Raw genomic sequence first — 25,365 nt, forward strand, 5'->3', positions numbered from 1 at the left:
AATTGATATTCCAGATTTAATTTTTGAAAAATAGTAACTATTCAGCCTCGAAGCCGCCAAGGCTCTAATGTTTAATTATTTAGAAAAAAATAATTTTTGGGGAACTGCTTTGAATAAAACTGTGTTTTGAACAAGCGCCATGTTCATTCAGAGGTTGCACTCAGTCAATTTGTCCAAAACAAATGCGTGGTGATTGTTTGAATCCGAGAATCATATCGTTTTAAAAAGTCTGACGTAAAAGTGTTTCTAACTTTTGCCTAAACAATATTGCCATCTCAATTTTCGAAAACACTGGCAATAGATTCTTTCAATATTTTAACATTCTCTTACGTGAGAATGTAGTTTGTGTTAATTTGTTACTAATTTAAACCTGGAATCTTCGAGCCTTTGTAGCTGAATAGTTACGAAAAACAATTTCAAGAATCTCTACAAAAAAAGGCGCTCATGTCCGAACTGATATTTGAAACAATTAATCAAAAATTTGAATCAGCGGCGATCTTCAGCTTCGACTGGCTCCCGACGCGGGAACAGTACGTCAGCGGGAATATCGAGCCGATTGACGTTGTTCGTGAGATCGCTGCGCTGATGAAAAATAACAGCGCGCCGTTCGTCATCATTTTCGGCGCGTCCGGCAGCGGGAAAACGCGCGCTATTTACGAATTTGCTCACACGCAGAAGAAGAACTCCTGCTATTTCGCCAATTGGAACGACGATGCAATCGATGCTGTCGAACTGAGTGAGTCGTTCCAGCGGCTGCCATCAGCGAAAAAATTCATCATCCTCGACGATGTGCATTTGAATCCGCGCAAAGCTGTTCAGTTCTGTTTACGCGTTGTTAGCGCAAAAGTGAAATTCATTCTTTTGACGAGATATTTGCAAGACCTGACTGACGTGCTGAAAGAATTCCGCGTGGAAAGTTACCGCACGTTTGAATTGAATTCCCTGGAAAATATTGGCGAACTTTTGACGGTCAAAAACGCGGATTACCTCAACGTGGAAATCAAACAGCGGCTGCTACAAATTGCCAACAAAAACCCGCAGATCCTTGCCCTGGCGCACGAGTTCATTCAGTTTAAAATAAAAGAAAACAATGCGTTTGACGTCTTAAAATTTTTATCTAAAATTTCGGATTCCGCCGATTTGTTGCAGGCAATTTATCGGGACATTTACGAGCAATTTGGCGCTCCGGGCATCGAGTTCATTGCGCGCTCGGTGATGTTGCAGGGCATTCATCGCAGCCATCCGTTTTGTAAAAAGACCTTTCGCTCGTATGTCAAATTGAGAAATTTGCGCTATTTTTACGTGACCAACGACATCATTCATTTCAGGCCTGAATTGTTGGGTGAATTCATTGCCCAGAATTTTTATTTTCCGATGGGGGAGATTAATCCCGCCTTTCACGAACTCGTTGCTTCATCCGAACCCAATGAGTTGATGACCATTCTCTCACTGTTGCTGTTATTTTACAAAAAATTTCGCGCGAACACTTTCAAGACCGCCGCTGCCCTCATTTTAGCGAGCGCCGGCATCAAGTCGATTAGCAATACTGAAACTGCCAAGCTGTGCATCCGTTTTTACCACGGATTTCGTGATGCGCAATTGATAAAAAATACGGTTCCTAATTTACTGGAGTTGAAACTGCACGCTTCGGAGCCGGAATTGTTCAATCAGGTAGCTATTTTTTACGCGGAGATCGGCGCTCACGAGAGCGCGGCGCGCAATTGGGAAAAATTGCTGGAACTCGCGCGCGAGAAGGAATTGCCGGGCTGGGTCACCGTGGCGTACAGCAATCTGGGATTGGTTTATCAAAAATTGCAGGATTGGGACAATTCTCTGGAATGCTATCGTTTGGCGCACGAACGATTTCAGTCCACTGGGGCAATTGCCGCTTCGATACAGAGCCTGATTAACATGGCGCAAGTTTTTCAGCAAAAAGGAGACGCGGAAAAAGCGATTGACCATTTCAAAAATGCCGTCCGCGAATCAGAGCGCACCAAAAATCACCAGCGAACGGCAAATCTCTACCTTACGTTAGCTAATTTTTACAAAAAACAAAATCAGCAGAACGAGGCGATTATTCATCTGCAATCGGCGCGTTCATTTTTCAATAAAGCAAACGACCCCCAGGGCTCAGCGCGCGTGTGCGGACATCTGGGGATGATTTTCAAAGCCAGACGCGATCTTGAAGCAGCGAATGAATATTTCAAAAAAGCCATTGAAGAAGCGCAAAAAGCAAATGATATAAAAACAGCCGCTCAAAGTTACAACAACCTGGCGCTGGTCTATCAACAGCAAAGGGAAACGGAGGCAGCCGTTGAGGCATACCAACAGGCAGCGGAAAAATTTCGTCAGATTGACGATTTGCAAAGTTTATTTTTAACCCAGATAAATTTGGCTCAAATCCTCGAAGCAGGGAACAAAGGGGAAGAAGCTCTCGCGTATTACAAAAAAGCGTTGGGCATTCAGGAGCAGTTAGGAGATCAGAAACTGTTAGCTGACAATTATTTTCATATTGCAGAACTCCACTTGCAACTGAAAGATTGGCAGCAAGCAATAATTGCCTACGAAAAAGGACTGGAATATCCGGAGCCGGAAAATGACCGGTTCGCTGCAAAAATTTATGCAAACATGGCTTTCGCCTATCAGCAAATTAATCTGCAAGGCCGAGCGATACAATTTTACGAAGAGGCGCTGACAAAAATGACGGAATCGGATGACCTAGAACTCATTGCCAAGACGAAAAGCCAGTTGGCGATGTCGCTATTTGCCAATCAGAATTTCGGCGCTGCCATTTCCTTGCTGATGGAGGTGCTTTTCTATTATTTGCATCAACAGCGCGAACAAAATGTTCGAGAAATTATTGCTGCTTTTGATCAAATTCAAAATTCCATGAAAAAATCAGAGTTTAATGAATTGTCAGACGGCGAAATGAATCGTGTGCTCAAAACGGGAATTGTGTGGCATGAGCGAACAATTTTGCCTACCGCTGATACGAAAAAGATTGTTGAACAATTCAAACAGAGGCGGGAAAAACGCGGTGAGAAATAGCGAAACTCATAAATCAGTTTTTTTGAACAAATTTTAAGATCCAATTTGCACGCGGATGCCCACGGATTTGGCTGATTTTCAGGGAGTGATTTGAAAAATCCCTGAAAATCAGCTTAATCAGAGCAAATGCGCCGAAGGCGCAGTCACCTGCGGCGCGTCCGCCTTACAAAATATTCGGCTATCTGATTATTTCATTAATCTTGCTTTGGAAACATTCTCACCAAAACCACTCCGTGCACCGGCACTTCACCGGAAAATTTCCCTTCAAAAACGCCGAGGTCTTTTTGCCGCCAGAGATCGCGGACTTTCCATTTGCCGGAAATTTTCAGGTCTTCCCATTTGGCGGTAACTTCTTTTTTGCCGCGGAAATCGCGATTGAATAAACCGACAGCCAGCGAGCCATCTTCCATTTTCCTGGCGTAAACAGGGAAGTTTTCATCGGAATTCACTTGCACCGCCTGATCGCCCAGCGGATCCTGATTCACTTCGATCACTTCATCATTTGTCAGCAAATTCAAAGTAAAATCGTCCAATTGCGCCAGATCGCAGCCTAAAAGAAGCGGGGCGCTGAGCAAACACCAGAGGCTGATGTGGGTGTATTGTTCGTCCGGGCTCAGACGCGTCGGGTGCAGATTGTCGCTCCAGCCAACTTTTCCGACGACGAGCATGTCCGGATCGTTCCAGTGACCGTGTCCGGCGTAGGGCGTCCAACGGTGTTGATTAAAACCGATTCCTGCCATGCTGCCCCAACTGTCGGTGATGTCGCCTGTGGTGCGCCAGGCATTAGCTAATCGGGCGTAAAATGGTGCATTTTCAAAAACAGCACTATTGGAGAGAGAAAACACAATATCTCTGCCGCAAGTCCGCAAAAGGGAAGACATGATTCCCACATTTTGCACGTCAATGGGATTCCAATCGTATTTTAAATAGTCAAATCCCCATTCTGCCCATTGTTGGACATCTCCCCAGAGAAAGGAATATTTTCCGAAGGTGTAATCGTTACGGATATTTTTTCGCTCTTTGTGACGCATGTCTTCGTTGTGCTCGCCGGATTTAATCCAACCATAAGTGCCGTCCGGATTATCGCACGAACCGCCAATGTGTCCGGCGTATGTGCCGCGCCAGGGCGTGGAATAAATCCCGACTTTCAAACCCAGGGCGTGAATCTCACTAATCATTTTTTTGATGTCCGGAAATTTGCGGTTACCCATGATGGCATTGTATTTTCCGCCGCGAATTCCCTGCCAGCCGTCGTCGATGTTGATGTAAGTCCAGCCGTGATTAATCAGACCTTTTTTCGCCATGGCTCTGGCTGACGAAACAACTTTTTCCTGACTGACTGTTGGTCCCCAGCAATTCCAGGAATTCCATCCCATGGGCGGCGTGAGCGCTATTTTTTCGCCGACAACAATGCGAAAATCGCGTTTGGCCTCACCGAACTTGTTTTTCGCTTTCAGCGTGATGTGATAAGTTTGAAATTCGCGGCTCTGAATGGTTCCGGTGATGCGTCCTGTTTCGGCGTCGATCTGCAATCCGGCGGGCAAATTTTCCGCAGAAAAAGTCATTGGTCTTTCTCCGGTGGCAGGCACCGTGAACAGAAACGGCGTCCCCGGACGAACGCCAAAAATTTTTGCTCCGTTGATTCTCGGCTCTTTCCCCGGTTTGGGCGTTAAAATGTAAGGTTCCATGGACACAATTCTCCCAATTTTTGGGTTCCCTTTTTTCATCCTAATTTTTGCTTCGAGCCAGTCCGCGTGATCGTAGTTGATGTTATCGTCCGTCTGGGAGACTTGCAGAAAAAATTTGTTCACGCCGGACAAGTCGGCCTCGACTTTTTTTGCCGGATCGCCGCCGCGCATGACGCCGCTGCGATACAACTCGGTGTCATCGCCTAAAAGGATGAATTCAACTGTTCCGCGATCTTTCACTTCATCATCGACGCCGACCATGGCAGAAAATCGTTCACCGTTTCCGTTCAACTCCAGCAAATAGAGCGAGTTGGCATGTGTCCCCACGCCGCGGGAGTAAACTTTTCCGGCGACGGAAAGCGGATTTTTGTCAACAGATAAGTTCTTTTGCGGATAGCCCCAGTCCTGGTTCATGGTTGACAAATCCAATTCGTCGAGGTAGAAGATTTTAGTTTGCGCCATCGATGTGGAAAATGCGCCTCCGACAATGAGCATAACAAGAGATAAGAAAACGATGAGTTTTTGACTCATTTCAAAAAAATCCGATTGCATCTTCGTCATGGTTGGCTCCTATTTTTTGATCGTTCTCACTTTTTCCATTTTTCAACGAGTTCGGCGACCAGTCCGTATTTTTGCTCCACTTCGCTAAGTTCCTCGCCCTGGCGAAAGGCTTCTTTGCTCAATTCCTGCCAATTTTCATCGCGCAGGCGCCAGCTATCGTTGTCAATCACGTCCGCGATGAGAACCTCGCCTTTTTTCGTCCTGCCAAATTCAATCTTCATGTCGATGAGCCGGTAGCGACAGGTTTCCCACCATGCTTTTTCCAGAGAGAGGAAAGTTTTTCTCAGTGTGTCTTTCATGAAAGAAATTTCCGAAAGATTATTCACGACTTCCACGGCGGCAATTTCGCGTTTCAAGTCGCTCGCCGGATCAGAGGGCTGCTTTTTCGGATGCAATAATTTCCATTTCAGAGAATTCGGATTTTCGATCAGCGGGTCTTCTTCGCCCTTTTTTGCATCCAAGCCTTCAACCACAACTTTTTCGGCGTGATTGATTAATTTCCCTTGTGTCGTTTTCAGAAAAAATTCAATTTTCAAGTCGTCAAATCGAAACGGTTTTTCATCCCCCCGGCGTGCAAATTCCGGATGCCTTTTGAGAAAACTGCCCACGGCGTAACGCCGGGCGACAACTTCCAACGGAATCATTTCGCAAACCGGCGCCAAAAATTCCGTGTCGGAAATTTGTTCTACGTACGCCACGGGAATTCCTTTCCGTTGCAGCAACTCAAACACGCGGCAGGTCGTCGCTGTCGCGTAACGTGCTTTCATCTCGAATCGTTTGGTGAATTCCGGATTGTCAAAAGCAGTGATGTCTTTTTTATTTTCAATAATGATCAAATTGGGATTTTCTTTGACGCTCCAGATTTTTTTCGTTTTGCCCTCAACGAGCAATTTGTCTTTGGAAAATTTTTTCATCAATTTCTCCTGCATCAAAGATCATACAAATTCTCATCGCGTCGAATTTTTTTCTTTTGTCCGGCTAATTTTTTGTGGCTCTGCAGCAAAAACATATCGTCCACATCCAGTTCGTCGCCGAATTCTTCTTCCAACTTGTCCGGGTCTTCGCCCTGTTCCATGCGCTGCATTGCTTCTTCCAATTTCGGGCCCAATTTGAGCCCGGCTTCTTTGGCTAATTTTCTCATGAAATTTGCCGCCTGCCGCGGATCGTCTTCATCGATTTTGTCCGCTTCCCTCGCTAACATCTGCATCGCCCGCTCCATCCTGGACTCGTCAATCGGCAGATCGAAATCGTCTTCTTCTTTCTCGCCCGAAATGGTCGCAAATACAGACGCCACGCGTTCCAACTGTGGATTGCTACATTTGGGACAGGCAGGAATTTTTTCTGTGTTAATTGTCCGGGAAAAAAATTGGTAGATGACATTACATTTTCCACAATAAAATTCATAAATCGGCATCTTTCACCTCTCCTGTTTCGGCTATCACGTTTTTCTTCAAATCCAACGATTCCTGTAACCGAGCTTCTCCAAATTTAAAAATTTTTATCAAAATGTCAAGCGATAAGCATTATTTTTTGGAAAGTTAACAAATTCCTTGATTTTTACCCATTTCTTTTTAATTTATAGTAACTCTCTGCTCATCGTATTTTGATATGAATGACCAGTTGAAAATTTTTTAGTAAAATAGCAATAAAAAACAATAAAAGCCTTACGGCTTAATTCCGAAATTGGATTGGAGTTAAGGCGTCAGCCTTTTAAAAACAATCGATTTTAAAAACAATCGATTAGCGTCTTATCTTCAATTTTAACTGGTCATTCGCATTTTTGATAAAAATGATTGAAAAATTATAAATTACAATGAGAGGAATCGACATGACCGTTGAAGAAAAATTAAAAACGATGGGGCTCTCTTTGCCGGCGACGCCAAAGCCTGTGGCTGCTTACATTCCGGCGATTTTGTCGGGAGATGTGGTGTACACTTCCGGACAAATTCCCATTTCCGGCGGAAAAATACAATTTACCGGAAAAGTCGGGAAAGAAGTGACCAAAGAACAAGCTTACGAAGCGGCGAAACTTTGTGCATTGAACGCCCTGGCAGCCATCAAAGGCGTGATCGGCGATCTGGAGAAAATCGAGCAGGTCGTCAAGGTTGTCGGGTTTGTCGCCAGCGCGGAAGGTTTCACGGAACAGCCCGCGGTCGTCAATGGCGCGTCCGAATTTCTGGGCGAACTTTTAGGCGAAAAAGGCGTCCACGCCCGCAGCGCGGTTGGTGTGGCTGAACTGCCACTCAACGTTCCTGTGGAATTAGAAATGATTGTCAAAATTAAAACTCCAACCGATGAAATTGTGTCAGTTCATTAATCAAAAAAGGCATTACAAATGGGAAAAAATAAAACAGCGGTGAACAGACGCCATTTTTTAGCTTCAATGGGAGCGGCTGCCGCTGGCGCAGCAGCAATTCCGACAATTTTGCGCAGCGAGTCAAGCAGAAAAATTATCAAACCGCCTCGTTTGAAAAAAGGCGATACTGTGGGATTAATTGCGCCGGCGAGCTGTGTTTTTGAGCCGGCGACGATTCGCGAAGGCATTGAAACGCTGCAATCGCTGGGTTTTAAAGTGCAAACCGGAAAACACATCGCGGAAAAATACGGCTATCTGGCGGGTACGGACGAACAGCGCGTTTCCGATCTCCACGACATGTTTCGCGATGATTCCGTGAAAGCGATTTTTGCCCTGCGCGGCGGTTACGGCAGCATGCGTCTGCTCGATTTGATTGATTACCAGTTGATTCGTTCCCATCCGAAAATTTTGATGGGATACAGCGACATCACGTCTCTTTGTCTGGGAATTTATGCAAAAACAGGGCTGGTGACGTTTCATGGTCCTGTGGCGATTTCCAGTTTTTCCGAATACACGCAGCGCTATTTTTATCAAAGCGTTCAATCCACGGCAGCCATCGGCGAAGTGGAACTGCCCGAGCCGGATAATCCGCTCAGACCGACAGCGCATCTGGCGACTATTCGCAGCGGGAAGGCCACAGGCAGACTCGTCGGAGGTAATTTGACGCTGTTGACGGCGCTGCTGGGAACGCCATACGAGCCGGATTTCCGAGAAGCTATTTTATTTCTGGAAGAAACCGGCGAGGAGCCTTACGACATCGATCGCATGCTCACGCAATTGTTGCTCTCGGGAAAATTGGATCGGGTCAATGGCATTATTTTCGATCTCTGTCCCGATTGCGCGCCGCGGGATTACAAACCGGCTTTTCCGACAAATTTGAGCGTGGAAGAAGTTCTGCAAGACCGGCTGGGACATTTGAAGTGTCCGGCGCTTTTCGGCTTGAAAGTCGGACATGAGGCGGATAAGCCAACGATGCCGTTAGGCGTTCAGGTCACGCTGGATGCGGACAAAAAAATATTTTCTTTTGATGAAGGAGCTGTGATTTAGCTGGCTTAAAATAAAGCCGCCGATGGCGCACGTTTGATTTGCTAACAAAGTTTTACTTGCTTTCTAAAATAATTTTTTGTACTTTTTATTTTATAATTTTTAAAATTTAAGATAGTTAAATTGCAATTACCTGAGGCGGTGTGAACGATTTTAAGCAAAGATTTGCCAATTATCGAAATCTGATAAATCAGCAATTGGAGAAAGTCGCCCGAAAAAAATTGCCGGTATCTTTTTACGAGCCGGTGCGCTATGTTTTGCAAACTGAGGGCAAAAGAATCCGTCCCATTTTGTTGATTTTGGCGTGCGAAGCCGCCGGCGGGCACGTCGAAGATTGTCTGGATGCGGCCATTGCGGTTGAACTGTTGCACAATTTTACTCTTGTGCACGACGACATCATGGACCAGGACGATCTCCGCCGCGGCAAAGAAACCGTGCACAAAAAATGGGACGAAGCCACCGCCATTCTCACGGGAGACGGTTTGGTCGCCTTGTCTTATTTGCATTTGTTGCTGACAAAATCCGAGCGAATTCAACAGATCGCCCGCATTTTCACCGAGGGTATTATTGATTTATGCGAAGGCCAGGCGTTAGACAAGGAATTCGAAAATCAAAACCACATTTCCGTCGAGCAATATCTGGAAATGATCGAAAAAAAAACAGCGCGTCTGCTCATGCTGTGCACGGAAATCGGCGGCGAAATTGCCGGTGCGAGGGGGGAGCAAATTTCAGATTTGCGCGAATATGCCCGGCAGTTGGGTTTGGCGTTTCAAATTCAGGACGATGTTCTGGACATGGAAATCACTTCCGGCAAAACTTTTGGCAGCGACATTCGGCAAAAGAAGAAAACATTGCTTTATGTCCATGCGTTGAATAATGCAGATGACAAGATTAAACAAAAATTTCTAAAAATTTACCAAAAAAAACAAATCGACTCAGAAGACATTCAACAAGTTCGATCAATCTTTGAATCGACAGGTACGTTAAAATTTGCCCACGAAGAAGTAAAATCAAGAATTTTGCAAGCTGAGCGCCATGTAAATAATTTGCCCGAAAATCAGGCTCAGCGAGATTTGAAACAATTGCTCACTTACATTTTAAACCGAAAATCATGATGGAAACAGTACTGATTTTTGCAATTGTGAGTATTCTTGGCGGGATTGCTGCAGTTGACGCAGTTCCGGCGTTTCAGTTTATGATAAACCGCCCCATCGTAATATGCTCTTTGACGGGCGCTATTTTCGGCATGACCGAAGTCGGCGTCACTTTCGGCATATTATTCGAATTGCCGTGGTTGATTGACATGCCGTTGGGCGGGAAGCACGGTTCGGAAAATAGTCTGGGAGCCGTCGTCGCCGCCGGATTAGCCATCGTTTTTTTTCGCCAAAAATTGAATCAGGATAATATTATTATCATTATCAATTTTTTGTTTGGCATGGGAATTGCTAAAATCGGCGCTAATTTTATTGAGTTTGTTCGACAAAAAAATTTATCCCTGGTGCAAAAAGCGGATTTGGCGATACAACGGGGCGAATTTTCACAGATTACTGTTTTGAATTTAACGGGAGCGGCGCACTCGTTCGTGATGGGCCTCGCACTCACGGCAGCGGGACTGATCAGTGGATATTTGGTGCTTCCCGTCATTATCAAATTCATTCATCCAAATTTTAACGACGCCTTTGGCATGGCAAAATTTGGCATTTTGGGCGTGGGTTTTGGCAGCGTACTGACGCTATTTTTGACAAACAAAGAGACAAAGCGCTGCTACTTGGTCCCGACGTTTATCGGCGTGGGGCTCTGGCTTTTGTTTTTTTGATAAATTCAAATTTTATTAAATTGCTTATGACAAACAAACAGAAGAAATCATGGCGCGAATAAGAAAAAGAGACCTGGCGCGCGTTTTTTTGCGATCTTTTTTTGTCCAAGCGGCGTTTAATTACGAGCGCATGTTGGGGCTGGGATTTTGTTTCGCGTTGCTGCCGATTGCCAGGAGATTGTTCAAAAGCCCGGAGAAATTTGCCAATTTCATGGAAAGGCATCTGGATTTTTTCAATTCGCATCCTTTTTTCGTCACCTATGCGCTGGGCGCTGTGGCAAATCTCGAACAGCAGGCCATTCTCAAAAGATGGGATAGTTTGCGGCCCATCGGCGTATTCAAAAAGCGCGTCATCGGGCCTCTCGGCGCCATCGGGGACACACTTTTCTGGAAATACTATCTGCCCATGAGCGCGCTTATCGGCGTGACAGTGGCATGGCTTTTCGGAATCGCGGGAGCGTTCATTTTTTTGATTGTTTTTAATACAGCCCATCTTTACATTCGCATTCGCGGCCTCGTCAAAGGTTTTGTCAAGGGATTCGATATTATCAGAGATTTATCTCTGCGCGGCACAAAAAAGTATTTTCAAATCACCGCCCAGATTTTTTCGGCGTTAGCCGGCGCAGCGACGGTAGCGGTTTTATTTTCGCTGCACAAAACGCCGCACCAAGTGGTCGAGGCGATAATTTTTTCAGCGTCGTTGATTTTTTGCTATTTTCTTGCTCGTCAAAAAAAATTATCAGTCGATTTTATTTTGATTATTGTGGTGATCAGTTCGATCATCATTGGGTTGATTACTATTGGTTAGCTATGTAAAAACATTGCATTCTTTTATTTTCAAAGTAATTATTCAGCCTCGAAGTTTCCAAGATTCATAAGGACAAAAAAGATAATTGTTTAAAATTTGATAAATTAATTTTGCTATCTACAGAGAAAACAAAGATGATCAAACGGAAAGTCACTGTTAAAAATAAAGAAGGTCTGCACGCGCGTCCGGCAACGCAACTTGTAAAAATTGCGTCGAAGTTCAAATCAGAAGTAGCGCTGGCGAAAAACGGTCTGGAAGTTAACGGGAAATCCATCATGGGAGTCATGACTCTGGCGGCGGCTTTAGGGACCGAATTAACGTTGCAGGTCCACGGGCCTGACGAAGAAAAGGCGCTGGCGGAATTAATCGATTTATTTGAGAGAAAATTTGATGAAGAGTAGAAATGACACCCACAAGTAAAAAACGAAAAAATATTCAAATAAAAGGGATTGCAGCGTCTGCGGGTATTGCCATCGGGGTGGTTTACAAGCTATCCGGCGATGTCATTAAGGTCGAGGAACGTGACATTCCGCCAGAGGAAGTGGATCGGGAGATCAAAAAATTCGACAGAGCCATCGATTTGACGCGGCAGGAATTGCATGAAATTCAAAAACAAGCTCGCGACAAAATTGACAAAGACGCCAGCGAAATTTTTGACGCCCATCAAATGTTGCTTGACGATCAAGTTATCATCAAAGAAACAAAGTTGCAAATTGCCAATCAATTGAAAAACGCCGATTTTGTTTATCATCAATTGATGAAAAAATACCAGGATTCGCTGGAAAATGCTGACGATGAATTTTTCATGGGCAGAGTCGCCGACATCAAGGACGTTAAACGGAGACTGATTCGAAACATTCAGGGAAAAAAACCCGTTTCCTTTAAAAGTCTGGTGAAAAAATCCGTCATCGTGGCGCGCGACCTGACTCCGTCCGAGACGGTCATGCTGGACAAAAATAAAGTTCTGGCGTTCGCTACAGACAAAGGCGGCAAAAATTCTCACGCGGCAATCATGGCGCGGTCGATGGAGATCCCTTCGGTCGTCGGCGCGCAAAATATTTCCGAGTTAGTGCAGACAGGCGATCTGGTCATCCTTGACGGTAACAACGGAGACATCATCATCAATCCGTCAAAGCGGATTTTGGACAAATATGTTTACTTGAGAACCGAATACGATGAATTAACAAAAAGCCTGTCCGCTTTTCGGAATTTGCCTTCCCGAACTCTCGACGGAAAAGATGTGGAGCTGTCGGCGAACCTGGATTTTGCCGACGAAATTAAATCGGTCATCAATTATGGCGCTCAGGGTGTCGGACTTTTTCGTACTGAATACATTTATCTTACGCGCGACCAGCTTCCTTCCGAGGAAGAAGAATTTGCCGAGTATTGTCGCATTACAGAAAGCATTTATCCGCACCCGGTGATCATCCGAACGCTGGATATTGGCGGCGACAAAAACCCGCGTTATCTTTCATTTCCGGAAGAAGATAACCCGGCGCTCGGCAGCCGCGGCATTCGTTTCAGTCTGGATCATCGGAAAATTTTGAAGTCTCAATTGACAGCCATTCTCCGCGCCAGCGCAAAAGGCAATGTAAAAATCCTTTTGCCAATGATTTCATGCCACGAAGAAATAAGCCACGCCAGAGCGCTTATCGATCAGGTGAAAGGAGATTTGCGCTCAAAAAAAATTCCCTACGATCCGAATATCGAAATTGGAATTATGATCGAAACACCTTCTGCGGCTTTGATGGCTGACGTTTTAGCCGAAGATGTCGATTTTTTGAGTATTGGCACCAATGATTTGATACAATACACGCTGGCAGTCGATCGCGGCAATATCAAAGTCGCCCATCTTTACAAACGAATGCCTCTCGCGGTGCTGCGTTTGATTCGAGACGTGATCATTGCCGGACATCGCAAGGGTGTGTGGGTCGGTATTTGCGGCGAAATGGCGGCGGATCCTCTCGCTATTCTTGTGCTGCTCGGACTTGATATCGACGAACTCAGCGTGAGCCCGCCGATGTTGCCGGAGGTGAAAAAAATCATCCGCTTGGTCACTTTTAAAGATGCGGAACAGATTGCTGAAAAAGCATTGCAAATGAAGACATCCGATCAAATTGAAACTTATTTGAAAAATGTGTATCGAACAAGATATCGAATGAAAGTAATTTAATGAAAACGGAGCTGAAAATGATGGGAACGGATCAGATCGAAACTATTGACAAAAGCAACATGGTGAAATTGCTGCGCGAATTTCCCAGACAATTTAATCAAGCCATGGAAATCGGCAACAATGCAAACATTTCGCTGGCCGCTGAAAAAATAAAAAATATTTTATTCGTCGGCATGGGCGGATCCGCCATCGGCGGCGATGTCATCATTAGCTGCGTCGGGGATCAGTTGCGCGTGCCCGCGCAGGTGAACCGAAATTATGTTTTGCCAAATTTTGTTAATGAAAATACGTTGGTGGTTGTTTTCAGTTTCTCAGGCAACACCGAAGAGTCGCTGAGCTGTTTCAGCGAGGCGCTCAATCGGAAAGCGCAAATTGTTTGCGTGACTTCGGGGGGAAAATTAAAACAACACGCCGGGGAGAATAAAATTCCGGTCATCACGATTCCCGGTGGCATGCCGCCGCGCTGTGCCCTGGGATATTTGAGCGTTCCGGCGCTGTTGCTGCTTTCGCGCAACGAGCTGGTCAGTGTGGAAAAAGAAGATTTTCAAGAAACACTTGCATTGTTGAAAGAATTGGCGGAAAAATATTCGCCTCAGTCCGCTGAAAATCTGGCCATGCGGACCGCGGAGCAACTCGCCGGAAAAATTCCCGTAATTTACAGCAGCAATGACATGCTCAATTCAGTTGCCCTGCGCTGGAAATGTCAGTTCTCGGAAAATGCCAAACAATTGGCTTTTGCCAATGTTTTTCCGGAATTGAATCACAACGAAATTGTCGGTTGGGATCAACTGCCGGAGTTGCTGCGTAAATTTCAGATAATTTATCTCAAAGACGCGCAAGACAACCCGCGAAATGCAGCGCGCATGTCGATCACAAAAGAGATTTTGGAACAAGTCACTAATTCCGTTCTTTCGTTCCAAACTCTGGGTAAGTCGCGTCTGGCGCGGCTGTTTTCGCTCATTTATCTCGGCGACATGACGAGTTTTTATCTTGCCATTCGCAACAAAGTAGATCCGACTCCGATTGAGAAAATCCAGATTCTCAAAGACAAATTAAGTCAAATCAAAAATTAAGCAATTCTGAGCAAAAGAATTTTTTGTCGCGACAGGGAATAGTTACATTTTTTTTATTAAAAATTTTGCTCGAATTGCGCAATTAATTGGTATTGAACAAAATCATAATGTTGATAAAATTTTTTAAATGACATATTTTTAGGAGAGAAAGATGAAATCATTTTTGTTCACATCAGAATCAGTGACGGAAGGTCATCCCGATAAGATGGCCGATCAGATTTCCGATGCGGTACTGGATTCGATTTTTGAAAAAGACCCGAACGGCAGAGTTGCTTGCGAGACATTTGTTACCACCGGTCTTGCTATTGTCGGCGGAGAAATTACCACGAACACTTACGTTGATATTCCCACGCTGGTGCGGGAAGTCATTCGAGACATTGGCTACATCGACGCTTCGTTTGGCTACGACGCCGATACGGTAGGAATTCTTTCTACAATTGACCACCAATCTCCGGACATCGCCATGGGCGTGGATAAAGACGGCGCCGGCGATCAGGGAATGATGTTCGGATTTGCTTGTGATGAAACAGAAAATCTTATGCCGCTTCCCATTGAATTGGCGCATAAATTGACACGTCGGCTGGCGGAAGTGCGCAAGAAAAATATTTTGCCGTTTCTGCGCCCGGACGGAAAATCTCAGGTCACAATCGAGTACGTCGACGGAGCACCGAAATGGGTACACACAGTGGTTATTTCCTCGCAACACAGCCCGGACGTGAAACTTGTCGATCTGCGCAAAGAAATCATCGACCACGTCATCAAGCCCGTTTTGCCGAAAGAGATGGTGAATGATCACGAAATTGTGATTCACATTAATCCCACGGGAAGATTTGTGATTGGCGGACCTCAGGGAGACGCCGGATTAACGGGAAGAAAAATTATCGTCGATACTTACGGCGGCTACGCGCCTCACGGCGGTGGCGCTTTTTCCGGGAAAGATCCGACAAAAGTGGATCGTTCCGCTTCTTATGCCTCCCGTTACGTGGCGAAAAATATCGTTGCTGCCGGACTGGCGAAAAAATGTACTATTCAGATCGCTTACGCCATCGGCGTGGCGGAGCCGGTCTCCGTGATGGTTGATACTCATGGTACCGGGACAATGGCGGAGAAAGAGATTGAAGCTCGAATCAAAAAACACGTGGATTTGACGCCGCGGGGAATAATTGAAAAATTGGATCTTCGCAAACCGATCTACCGTGCCACCGCAGCGTACGGCCATTTTGGTCGTCAGGAAAAAACATTTACCTGGGAGAAAACAGATCTGGTGGACGTAATGGCTGGTTAATTCCTGGTTTCGAGTTTTGCTTGCGCGTCTCTATTTTTGCATTTTTTTTGTTGTCATTTGTCAAATAAAGATTCTCAGGCGATTTTTGAACGACACCTAAAACTTTGAACTTTAAACTCTGAACTTTATTTTTGAAATCATTTTAGGAGGACTTGTGGATTACGACATTAAAGACATAAATTTGGCGCCCGAAGGAAAAAAACGCATCGAATGGGCGGATCATGATATGCCGGTTTTGAAATTAGTACGTGAAAGATTTGAAAAAGAGAAGCCTTTAGCAGGCAAAAAAATGTCCGCTTGCCTGCACATGACAGCGGAAACCGCAAATTTAGCGCGAACGCTCAAAGCAGGCGGCGCAGACATCGTCATGTGTGCTTCTAACCCTCTTTCCACGCAAGATGATGTTACTGCGTCTTTAGTGAAGGATTACGGAATTCCGATTTTTGCCATCAACGGGGAAGATACGGAAACTTACTACAAACACATCCAAGCCGCCATTGCGCATTCGCCGCAGGTTACCATGGACGACGGCGCGGATTTGGTTTCCACGATTCATTTTGAACATGCAGAAATGGCGCCGCAAATTCTGGGCAGCATGGAAGAGACAACCACCGGCGTTATCCGGCTTCGCGCCATGGAACGCGACGGTGCGCTCAAATTTCCCGTGATTGCGGTCAACGACGCGATGACGAAAAATTTATTTGACAATCGCTATGGCACAGGCCAGTCAACAGTGGACGGCATCATTCGCGCCACAGATATTCTGTTAGCGGGAAAGACGGTGGTCGTTGCCGGCTATGGCTGGTGCGGGCGCGGTTTTGCCAATCGCTGTCGCGGCATGGGCGCCAACGTTGTCGTGACAGAAGTAGATCCGATTCGCGCGCTGGAGGCGACTATGGACGGCTACCGCGTGATGAAAATGGAAGAAGCCGCTCTCGTCGGAGATTTGTTTTGCACATTGAGCGGCGATATTCATGTCATTCGCGCTGAACATTTCGCACAAATGAAAGACGGCGCCATTGTCGCTAATTCCGGTCATTTCAACGTTGAACTGGATCTCCCCGGCCTGAAAAATATTGCCGTGGAGGAACGGAAACAGGTACGGAACTTTGTCGATCAATACGTGCTGAAAAATGGCCATCGCATCAATTTACTCGCTGAAGGCCGATTGATTAATTTAGCCGCCGCCGAAGGACACCCGGCTTCCGTAATGGACATGAGTTTTGCCACGCAGGCGTTGGCGACGGAATTTGTGGTCAAAAACGCCGCTGAGTTCCAGCCGAAAGTGTACAGTGTCCCGGCAGAAATTGAAGACTGGGTCGCGCGGCTGAAACTGCAAGCCATGGGCGTAAACATCGACGAACTCACTGAAGAACAAAAAGAATATCTGTCTTCGTGGGAAATGGGAACTTGATTTCGTCATTACGCTGCTCCGCCTCTTTAATGGGACGGAGCAGCTTTTTTAGAAGGAGTTCATCATGCGAAAATTAGCGCTTCTTTTTTTGCTCCTGCTGGCGGTCACATTTTGCCAGAAGAAAAAAGAAAACATGGAATCCGGCGCCGTCAATCAACAGGAACAAGGCCAACTTTCCGACTCAACCACGCTGACGATAAAACCAACTCCCATCAATTACGATTCCATGTTTGTCGTTTTAACTCAAATTGTTCAATCCATTCGCGAAAACCCCAATGATGTTCAACTGCGGCGAAATTTGGTGAATGCCGGCTATGACACAACGTGGGAAACGATCATGGCCGTGGGAATGAGCGAGCCGCTGGATAGCTCCAAAACGGACGCTATCGCGACGAGAATGGCGGAGCAGGCGGCAAAAGCGGACGCTTATCGTTGGTGCGCTTACATCAAGCGCTGGGCAAAAAATCCGGATTTTAACAATTTTGGACAAATCCAGGCGAATTTCAGCGGCGGCAGAATCGTCAAAACAGAACGGCTGCCAGAGAATCGCGTCGCTGTGATGTTGGAACTTAAGAGCGATTTGATTCAATAAAGATGCCCTTGCCTAAAGCGCAGTCAAATTTTTGCACTAATATCAATGAATGAATCGAACTCACAATCTCAGCCGCTGCTCGTTTGCGAAAATGTCAAAAAATATTTTCCGCTGCGCAGCGGGCTGTTGGCAAAATCGAAAAATTACGCGCGCGCCGTGGACGGCGTGAGTTTCACGTTGAATCATTCCGAAACACTCGGGCTGGTGGGCGAGTCGGGCTGCGGAAAATCGACGCTGGCGAGGACCTTGCTGCGATTGATTCCGCCGACGGACGGCAGAGCGCTTTTCGAAGGCACAGATATTTTTTCGCTCAATGAAAAGCAATTTCGACCGCTTCGTCGCCATATCCAGATTATTTTCCAGGACCCGCTTGCTTCGCTTAATCCCAGAATGAACGTGGAAAACATCGTCGGCGAGGCAGTCAGTTATCACGGCATCGCGCGCGGCAGAGAAAAAAAAGAGCTCGTGGCAAATTTGCTGGAAAAAGTCGGATTGCGCCCTGAACAGGCAAAACGCTATCCTCATGAATTTAGCGGAGGGCAGAGACAGCGGATCGGCGTCGCGCGCGCCCTCGCCATGAATCCGAAACTGATCATTGCCGACGAACCTGTTTCCGCACTGGATGTCTCGGTGCAGGCGCAGGTGATCAATTTGCTCATTGATTTGCAGAAAGAATTTTCTCTCTCATATTTGTTCATTTCGCACGACCTTCGCGTTGTGGAACACGTTGCGGATCGCGTTGCTGTCATGTATCTGGGACAAATCGTGGAATTGGGCTGGGCTGACCAAATTTACAATTCTCCCTGGCATCCGTACACCGTAGCCATGCTGGAAGCCATGCCCAGGACCGATCCCAATCAAAAGAAAGCAGGCAAGTCGCTCACCGGCGACATTCCGTCTCCCGTTCAAATCCCGGCCGGTTGCCGTTTTCATCCGCGATGTCCTAAAAAATTTTCTCAGTGCACGCAATTGTCGCCTGACCTAAAAATGGTAAAAAAAGGCCATTGGGTGAGATGTCATTTGTATGATTGAAATTTTCTTTTGTTTAAAATTTGAAACTTTAGTCAAATAGCAACGTTGTATTTTAGATATTTTTAATTGATGGGTCTGCCATTCGAGCCAGCCTCGTAAAGGCTGCTGGTGAAAATTTTGCACGGATTCAAATTGTGAACGAAAAAGAAACGGCGATCACCGCTGCCATTGCTGCCGGAAATTTAGTGAAAAACGCCATTGGCACCATCGGTAGCGCGGATGTTGAAAATAAAAATCCGTTCGATTACGTAACTGTAATTGACAAAAAATCAGAACAACTGATTATCAAGCTCATCTCGGATCAATTTCCTGATCACGAAATTTACGCTGAAGAATCCGTTAAATCCATCGCGCAAAACGCGCCCAGATGGATCATTGACCCGTTGGACGGCACAACAAATTTCATTCACGGCTATCCCAACAGCGCCATTTCAATTGCTCTGGAGAAAAAAGGCGAAATCGTTTTAGGCGTAATTTACGATCCGTTCCGCGATGAGTTATTTCACGCGGAAAAAGGAAAAGGCAGCTTTTTGAATGATAAAAGGATTTCCGTATCGCACCGCGATAAGTTGTCGGAATGTCTGATTGCGACGGGATTTCCCTTCAAAAATAGAAATTTTTTAACGCTATACTGGGAAGCGCTGGCGGAAATATTCATGCGCGTCAGCGGAATCAGACGAACGGGTTCCGCAGCGCTTGATCTGGCGCATCTGGCGTGCGGCAGATTCGACGGCTTTTGGGAACTAAAACTGAGTCCGTGGGATATCGCGGCGGGATCATTACTCATCGAAGAAGCCGGGGGACAGATTGGCGACTTTGAAGGTGGGAAAAAACACGTCTGGAGCGGCGATGTCGTGGCTTCCAACGGCCATATTCACGACTTTTTACTGAAAAAAATTCAAAATATTTTTTCATGCAATCCTTGATGCGACATGCCAAAATCAATCAAAATGTTAAATAAATTTAATGTCTCCAAACATTCTTTTTACTTGACTTCAAGATCATTAGTGATTATATTATGTAACATAAGATTATTTTTAAGATTAGGAATCGGCTCACCTATAATTATCTGTATTTAGGGTAGTTAGTACTAGCTTTTACAAAAATTTAATTTTTTACTTGACAAACCCAAATTATTTTTGTATATTTTTTGTTGCAAAATATCAACTTACCATTAGTTTCCCTGCCAATTTTATAGTGTTGCACACACTAATTTGTGGGTCGGAAGGAATCAAAACGAGGAAGTGGGCATGCGTGATAAAAAGATCAAGCTGATTTTCTTTTCTTTGCGTGATTCGAAAGTCAAAGATTACGCATTAGACGGAAAAAAGCTGTTGTTCATCTCATTGCTGGCAATAGTTTTTTTGGTGCTTGCGGTAGGTGCCGGCATCAAATATTTTACTGGCTGGCTCGATGACACTAAAGTTGAATCACTCGAGCAAGCGAATGCCAGTCTGATGAAACAGCTAGGAAAAATACGCGACAACATTCAGGAGGTAAAGCACCAAATCCGCGTATGGGAACAGCGAGATGATGAAATGCGGCTTATGGCGGGGTTGGATACACTGAGCCAGGATGTTCGCATGGCGGGCGTTGGCGGTCCTGAAATCGCCTACTCCGAGGAGTTTGATCTATTGCCTCATCCGATAAAAAATGAAGTGGTTGAAACTTCCGAATTAATCGATCAGCTCAAACGACAACTGCAATTGCTAACGGAAAGCCGCAAAGCAATAGACGAAGCCTTGAAAAACAGAAGCGACGAAATCAGCCACATCCCCACCATTAAACCAGTGCGCAGAGGTAGATTAACCGCCCGATTTGGCTATCGGATCGATCCCTTCACCGGAGCGCGCGCCAAACACATGGGCATTGATCTCGGTGCGCCGGAAGGGACGCCGATTTTCGCTCCCGCAGACGGTGTCGTTATTAAAGTGGTAAAGACATACAAGCCGCATAAAAGCTACGGCAGATATGTCGTCATTGACCACGGCAATGGCTACCGCACTGTGTACGGTCACATGCACAGCGTCAAAGTTCGCATGGGTCAAAAAGTCAAACGATGGGACGTTATCGGCACAGTGGGGCAGACCGGCCGCGCCACGGGGCCTCATCTCCATTACGAAGTCATTGCTTACGGCAAAAAAATGAATCCGCTCAATTATATTTACGAATAAAATTTGACCGGAAAAATTTTCTCTGCATAAAGCGACAAGCAAGTGAAAATGAAAAATTGACAATGTAAGAGAACAATTAAACTTTTGCCCAAAAAACGAAGATTTAACTGATAATACTATAAAGCTCTCAGTGCGAGGGCTTTTTTTTATGAAATCTGCGCACAGCCACGGCACAAAATTTGTAACTTCATTTACTATCGGCAATGATCAATTTTGCTCATCATCCCCAAAAAGATTTTTCAGCAAAATAATCCGGTTGTCAATATATATTATTGATCACGTGGCAAAAGAAAATTAAATTTTGGGGGGCGTTATGGCGTCAATCTTACCCTGCCCGATATGCGGCGAATATCAATTTTATCAGTCTCAAACCAGAAATATTTTTGAAAAACTACGCAACAAATATCTCTTTCAAAACGCGTACAGATGTCATCAGTGCGGATATCGGACATGGATTCAAATGCCTATTGGGCTACCTCGCCTTAAAAAGCGGCATCTCGCCATATTTGCTGTCATTCTGTTGCTGAGTTTTCTCATTTCGCACATGCTTATTTCAGTCGGCTTATGATAAGGCGATTCAGTCAAATTTTGCGATCCATGAAAATATAGCTGCCATATCGAATCAGATACAGACCGCTCAACGACAAACAATTCATTCATCTGCTATTTTGTTATTGCATTGCCTGCCATTTTTTATTATATTTAATGCAGAATAAAATCCGTCGCACGGCTGAATTCATTTGACTGGACAGAGACTTTGATTGAATATGGGCGATATCCAGCCGTTTTCAATTCTTTTAAATCCCCACAAGTAAAGATGGAGATGCTACATGCCTTCAATGTTAGCTTGCCCGGAATGCGGCAAATATCAATTCCATAAATCACATACAAAAAACTCCTACGAAAGATTTCGTAAGTTCTTTTTTCGACAGAGACCATACCGATGTCACAGTTGCGGCTATCGGGGTTGGGTCTCACAAAGTGTATTGAAACCCAAAAAAACGCTAAAAGATTGGCTAATTTATGTAGTTGTTTTGATCGTTGCCATTTTGGTGAGTTTATTTCTGAAAAACTTCTTGCTCTGAAAGCTATTTGAATTTCATTTCTGTCATTTAAATTTCACGCTTTATATTTTGTGTTTTTTTAAAAAAAATGACAACTAAAGGAAGATATTTTTATGTTATAACTAACTGTTATTATTACTTGTTATCTGGAAAAAATCCATGTTTTGGGGTATTGCTTTCAATAATTCATTGGGCTGAAGTTGTCCGACTTAGAATTCTCCATAATTTATCATAAAATATTGCAAAACAATAATAATACTTGCTTTTTTATAATTTTTGTTTATATTTATTCTATGTAATTCTTTGCAAAAAATAAATGTTACCAGAAATGTAACCCCCAAAAAATAAAAAGCAGATTCGTCATGAAAAAAAGATATCTAAATTTAACGTTAACGCTTCTTTTCATTTTCTCGATTTCCCTTTGGGGGCAAACGAGAACGTGGAAGGATGGGACGCCCTTTTTTGTGCACATTGATTCTTTGGAGAACGCACAGATCGGTTCGACCGTAACTTTAAATCCGCTGTACGGATCTTCTTCCCAGCCTGCTGGTTTTCAATTCAGTCTTTCCGGACAGGATTGGCTTTGGCCCAGCAAAATAAAAGTGGAATCAGCCGAAGACATTGACGCTCGGCTTTTCCTTGGTTCTGAACTTTATCTGGTCACTGACGGCGCCGGCAAGCAGGTTCTGGAGATCAATCCCACGACAGGGTCGCTCATCTGGGAATTTTCAGGCGAGAGCGTGAATGATCCGCGTTATTTGGCATTTCCCGTCGATGCTTGCAGTTATACTGAAATGGAAGGCACAGATAACGTTCGCAAAGTATTAATCACCGATCAGGGGCGGCACCGTGTTATTAAAGTAATCCAGGCGACCAAAGATATTCAATGGAGCTACGGCCACGCTGATGTTGAAGGCACTGCTGCGGGTTATCTGTCGAGTCCGGCAGACGCCGTACCGATGCCTGATTCCGGGAAAATTTTCATCTGCGACAAAGGAAATAATCGTGTTATTTTGGTGAACGAGGCAGACAGCACGATAGAATGGAAATATAACAGCGGTTTGAACAACCCGGTGGACATTGACTACAGCGAAGCGCAAAACGCTGTGCTCATTACCGATCAGAGCAATCATCGCGTTATTCTTGTCAGTCTGGACACAAACGGCATTATTTGGAGCTTTGGCACATCGAATGGAACGCCGGACTCACTTTCAAAAGGACTTAACCTTCCCGCCGATGCCGACTTTCTTGACAATGGAAATATCTTGATCGCCGACGCCGGAAATCATCGACTCATCGAAGTCAATAATGCTGGCCAGGTCGTTTGGGAATTCGGCAAAAGATTTGACAATTTAAAGGACGCTGACCGACTTCCGGACAACAAACATTTAATTGTGGACGGTAATTTACCAGAACGAATTGGATACGCGACATCAGAGTTTGTCTCTGATCCCCGCGACATTGGCAAAGAAGTGAGTTTTACAAATTTGATCTGGAACGCGGATACGATGGCAACTGTGACATCTGTGAAGCTGCAGCTACGTTCGGCTAATACGCTGGGAGATCTGGAATCCGCCCCCTGGCATGGACCCAGCGAGGCGGATAGTTTTTACGTCTCGCCTTCGACAGCCATCAATTCGGCGCACAACGGACACCGTTTTTATCAATTCAAAGCAAAACTCATCACGCAGAATCCGTTGTACACGCCGACATTGAACGATGTAATCTTAAATTATTTCTACTACGATGTAAACACCACAGGAAGGATCACAACCACCGTCATACAAGATTCTGCTGATAATATCATTACTCGCTGGAGCAAACTCATTTTTAAAACGGTTCTACCGGAAAATACGGCAAATCGTAACAAAGTAGAATTGAAAATTACTATTAAGGACGCGTATAGCCATTCACCTATTCGAAGCTTTACGGCGAGCAACGTTGATACATCGAATGAAGAGGCCCTTTCCAATGTTGTCCAGCTCGAGAAAAAACAAGCCATCTATTTGCAAGCGACATTCAAAACCAATAATAGCTCAGTCTCGCCGGCATTGGATTCCTGGCAATTGGAATGGGAATCTACGTCTTCTTCTCCCTCGGAAATTCAATTTGTCGACCCGAATTTTCAGCCGGTCACCAGTTATCGTTTTTCCGATAGAATACAACCGGGGCAACCGTATATTGATCGAGTCACGGTTCTGCTGAATGACGCCAATTTAGAGCAAGTATCGGATTTGATTTCCGTGCGCATCAATTCTTTGCTCAGCCACGACAGCGAAGAGATCACCTTGAACAGGCAGACAAACGGCGGCTTTTTGCTGCAACCGAGCATCCCCGGCATTATTCTGAGTATCGGAGTTCCCGCTACCGATAACGGTTTCCTTGAAGTTTTTGATCGGGACACGCTTGTTGTCAACTATACCGATCCTACTAATTCTGACGATCAAAGTGGGGACTCGGTGCTTGTTATTGAGGACAAAAGCGGCGTCATTACATTTTTAAACCAGTACTTCGCGCCGATAGATACGGCGACGGTAGGCGATACGATCTTTGTCCGCATTACCGGCGAAAATGACAGGAATATTTCATTCGCTCAGGATACAATTTATGCCACTGTGTTTGACTATAAAACAAGCGATCAGGAAAAAATCACCCTCGTTGAACAGCCTGACTCGCTGAATGTTTATTTCACAGGCAATTTTTTGTCAACAAGGGGGTTGCCAATTATTTTGAAAAATGTTCGTACCACCGACGACGGCAACATCCAAACCATTTCCGGCAGCCAGATCGGAATCGAATATCTGGACACAATTTCTGACGTCCCTATTTTAGAAGTCGCTACCGGCAGCGCTGCGCCCGATACGCTCTGGAATTACAATAGCTCTGCGCTGGAATTTGATTTTGCTCCTCAGCCGTATCGCCCCAAAGACGGCGACGCCCTGCGGATCCGCATTGTCAGTTCCATTGGCACTCTTGCGATTGACAAAATTGAAATTTTCACTCTGTCAGGCGCAAAGATCAGAGAGATTTTAAGCGGCCAACTTTCGTTTTATTACAACTACCCGATTCCAAAGCACCAGTATGGGCTTGCTGATAACTGGTGGAATCTCAAAAATGCTAACGGCGATCTGGTGAGCAGCGGCACCTATTTTGTGAAAGTATCCGGTCATATTGTAGAATCCGGCGCGCGTCTCAGCTCGATTCGGAAATTAGTGGTCATTCGATGATAAAATTTTT

At 45.2% G+C, this 25,365-nt stretch carries 19 protein-coding genes; 16 read left to right on the forward strand and 3 right to left on the reverse strand.

Annotation, left to right across the window (positions count from 1 at the left end; translation table 11 throughout):
- Positions 1–444: 444 nt before the first annotated feature.
- Positions 445–3,048, forward strand: coding sequence for a tetratricopeptide repeat protein (locus GXO74_13915; GenBank protein NOZ62763.1), 2,604 nt, complete (start codon positions 445–447; stop codon positions 3,046–3,048).
- A gap of 194 nt (positions 3,049–3,242) precedes the next feature.
- Here GXO74_13915 and GXO74_13920 read toward each other — a convergent pair whose 3' ends face one another.
- The 3 genes from GXO74_13920 to GXO74_13930 are packed head-to-tail and all read right to left on the reverse strand — an operon-like array spanning position 3,243 to position 6,711.
- Positions 3,243–5,267 (reverse strand): alpha-galactosidase, encoded by a 2,025-nt coding sequence (locus GXO74_13920; GenBank protein NOZ62764.1) that lies wholly within the window; start codon positions 5,265–5,267, stop codon positions 3,243–3,245.
- A 56-nt stretch (positions 5,268–5,323) separates the two neighbouring features.
- Positions 5,324–6,211 (reverse strand): hypothetical protein, encoded by an 888-nt coding sequence (locus tag GXO74_13925; GenBank protein NOZ62765.1) that lies wholly within the window; start codon positions 6,209–6,211, stop codon positions 5,324–5,326.
- A gap of 14 nt (positions 6,212–6,225) precedes the next feature.
- Positions 6,226–6,711, reverse strand: coding sequence for a zinc ribbon domain-containing protein (locus GXO74_13930; GenBank protein ID NOZ62766.1), 486 nt, complete (start codon positions 6,709–6,711; stop codon positions 6,226–6,228).
- Positions 6,712–7,125: 414 nt separating this feature from the next.
- On the opposite strand from GXO74_13930, the gene GXO74_13935 reads away from it, so the two are divergent.
- From GXO74_13935 to GXO74_14005, 15 genes are all read left to right on the forward strand, one after another.
- A complete protein-coding gene (locus GXO74_13935; protein NOZ62767.1) occupies positions 7,126–7,614 on the forward strand; it encodes a RidA family protein in 489 nt (162 codons plus the stop codon).
- Between the two features lie 18 nt (positions 7,615–7,632).
- Positions 7,633–8,700 (forward strand): LD-carboxypeptidase, encoded by a 1,068-nt coding sequence (locus tag GXO74_13940; protein NOZ62768.1) that lies wholly within the window; start codon positions 7,633–7,635, stop codon positions 8,698–8,700.
- 140 nt (positions 8,701–8,840) lie between these two features.
- A complete protein-coding gene (locus GXO74_13945) occupies positions 8,841–9,812 on the forward strand; it encodes a polyprenyl synthetase family protein (protein ID NOZ62769.1) in 972 nt (323 codons plus the stop codon).
- Positions 9,809–10,513, forward strand: a complete 705-nt coding sequence (locus GXO74_13950) for a hypothetical protein (protein NOZ62770.1) — start codon at positions 9,809–9,811, stop codon at positions 10,511–10,513. The genes GXO74_13945 and GXO74_13950 overlap by 4 nt, the downstream gene beginning before the upstream one ends.
- A 49-nt stretch (positions 10,514–10,562) precedes the next feature.
- On the forward strand, positions 10,563–11,321 hold the full coding sequence (locus tag GXO74_13955; GenBank protein ID NOZ62771.1) for a PTS system mannose/fructose/sorbose family transporter subunit IID: 759 nt from the start codon (positions 10,563–10,565) through the stop codon (positions 11,319–11,321).
- A gap of 134 nt (positions 11,322–11,455) precedes the next feature.
- A complete protein-coding gene (locus GXO74_13960) occupies positions 11,456–11,722 on the forward strand; it encodes an HPr family phosphocarrier protein (GenBank protein ID NOZ62772.1) in 267 nt (88 codons plus the stop codon).
- Between the two features lie 2 nt (positions 11,723–11,724).
- Positions 11,725–13,494 (forward strand): phosphoenolpyruvate--protein phosphotransferase, encoded by a 1,770-nt coding sequence (gene ptsP / locus GXO74_13965; protein NOZ62773.1) that lies wholly within the window; start codon positions 11,725–11,727, stop codon positions 13,492–13,494.
- A 17-nt stretch (positions 13,495–13,511) separates the two neighbouring features.
- The gene (locus GXO74_13970; GenBank protein ID NOZ62774.1) at positions 13,512–14,567 is read left to right on the forward strand and encodes a bifunctional phosphoglucose/phosphomannose isomerase; all 1,056 of its coding nucleotides are present in this window, start codon (positions 13,512–13,514) and stop codon (positions 14,565–14,567) included.
- Positions 14,568–14,718: 151 nt separating this feature from the next.
- Positions 14,719–15,852 (forward strand): methionine adenosyltransferase, encoded by a 1,134-nt coding sequence (locus GXO74_13975; protein NOZ62775.1) that lies wholly within the window; start codon positions 14,719–14,721, stop codon positions 15,850–15,852.
- Positions 15,853–16,006: 154 nt separating this feature from the next.
- The gene (locus tag GXO74_13980; GenBank protein ID NOZ62776.1) at positions 16,007–17,266 is read left to right on the forward strand and encodes an adenosylhomocysteinase; all 1,260 of its coding nucleotides are present in this window, start codon (positions 16,007–16,009) and stop codon (positions 17,264–17,266) included.
- Between the two features lie 64 nt (positions 17,267–17,330).
- Positions 17,331–17,858: a hypothetical protein gene (locus GXO74_13985; protein NOZ62777.1), complete on the forward strand. Its 528-nt coding sequence runs from the start codon at positions 17,331–17,333 to the stop codon at positions 17,856–17,858.
- A 45-nt stretch (positions 17,859–17,903) separates the two neighbouring features.
- Positions 17,904–18,890: a dipeptide ABC transporter ATP-binding protein gene (locus tag GXO74_13990; GenBank protein NOZ62778.1), complete on the forward strand. Its 987-nt coding sequence runs from the start codon at positions 17,904–17,906 to the stop codon at positions 18,888–18,890.
- A gap of 131 nt (positions 18,891–19,021) precedes the next feature.
- A complete protein-coding gene (locus GXO74_13995; protein ID NOZ62779.1) occupies positions 19,022–19,816 on the forward strand; it encodes an inositol monophosphatase in 795 nt (264 codons plus the stop codon).
- Between the two features lie 324 nt (positions 19,817–20,140).
- Positions 20,141–21,064, forward strand: coding sequence for a peptidoglycan DD-metalloendopeptidase family protein (locus GXO74_14000; GenBank protein NOZ62780.1), 924 nt, complete (start codon positions 20,141–20,143; stop codon positions 21,062–21,064).
- A gap of 1,426 nt (positions 21,065–22,490) precedes the next feature.
- Positions 22,491–25,355: a hypothetical protein gene (locus GXO74_14005; GenBank protein NOZ62781.1), complete on the forward strand. Its 2,865-nt coding sequence runs from the start codon at positions 22,491–22,493 to the stop codon at positions 25,353–25,355.
- The last annotated feature ends 10 nt before the right edge of the window (positions 25,356–25,365 follow it).

The sequence above is a fragment of the Calditrichota bacterium genome (assembly GCA_013152715.1).
GTDB lineage: Bacteria > Zhuqueibacterota > Zhuqueibacteria > Thermofontimicrobiales > Thermofontimicrobiaceae > 4484-87.

Bases quoted from the DNA above. Each gene is read 5' to 3' on its own strand.
- GXO74_13915 (NOZ62763.1), top strand. From the start codon at position 445: ATGTCCGAACTGATATTTGAAACAATTAATCAAAAATTTGAATCAGCG.
- GXO74_13920 (NOZ62764.1), bottom strand. From the start codon at position 5,267: ATGAGTCAAAAACTCATCGTTTTCTTATCTCTTGTTATGCTCATTGTC.
- GXO74_13925 (NOZ62765.1), bottom strand. From the start codon at position 6,211: ATGAAAAAATTTTCCAAAGACAAATTGCTCGTTGAGGGCAAAACGAAA.
- GXO74_13930 (NOZ62766.1), bottom strand. From the start codon at position 6,711: ATGCCGATTTATGAATTTTATTGTGGAAAATGTAATGTCATCTACCAA.
- GXO74_13935 (NOZ62767.1), top strand. From the start codon at position 7,126: ATGACCGTTGAAGAAAAATTAAAAACGATGGGGCTCTCTTTGCCGGCG.
- GXO74_13940 (NOZ62768.1), top strand. From the start codon at position 7,633: ATGGGAAAAAATAAAACAGCGGTGAACAGACGCCATTTTTTAGCTTCA.
- GXO74_13950 (NOZ62770.1), top strand. From the start codon at position 9,809: ATGATGGAAACAGTACTGATTTTTGCAATTGTGAGTATTCTTGGCGGG.
- GXO74_13955 (NOZ62771.1), top strand. From the start codon at position 10,563: ATGGCGCGAATAAGAAAAAGAGACCTGGCGCGCGTTTTTTTGCGATCT.
- GXO74_13960 (NOZ62772.1), top strand. From the start codon at position 11,456: ATGATCAAACGGAAAGTCACTGTTAAAAATAAAGAAGGTCTGCACGCG.
- ptsP (NOZ62773.1), top strand. From the start codon at position 11,725: ATGACACCCACAAGTAAAAAACGAAAAAATATTCAAATAAAAGGGATT.
- GXO74_13970 (NOZ62774.1), top strand. From the start codon at position 13,512: ATGATGGGAACGGATCAGATCGAAACTATTGACAAAAGCAACATGGTG.
- GXO74_13975 (NOZ62775.1), top strand. From the start codon at position 14,719: ATGAAATCATTTTTGTTCACATCAGAATCAGTGACGGAAGGTCATCCC.
- GXO74_13985 (NOZ62777.1), top strand. From the start codon at position 17,331: ATGCGAAAATTAGCGCTTCTTTTTTTGCTCCTGCTGGCGGTCACATTT.
- GXO74_13990 (NOZ62778.1), top strand. From the start codon at position 17,904: ATGAATGAATCGAACTCACAATCTCAGCCGCTGCTCGTTTGCGAAAAT.
- GXO74_14000 (NOZ62780.1), top strand. From the start codon at position 20,141: ATGCGTGATAAAAAGATCAAGCTGATTTTCTTTTCTTTGCGTGATTCG.
- GXO74_14005 (NOZ62781.1), top strand. From the start codon at position 22,491: ATGAAAAAAAGATATCTAAATTTAACGTTAACGCTTCTTTTCATTTTC.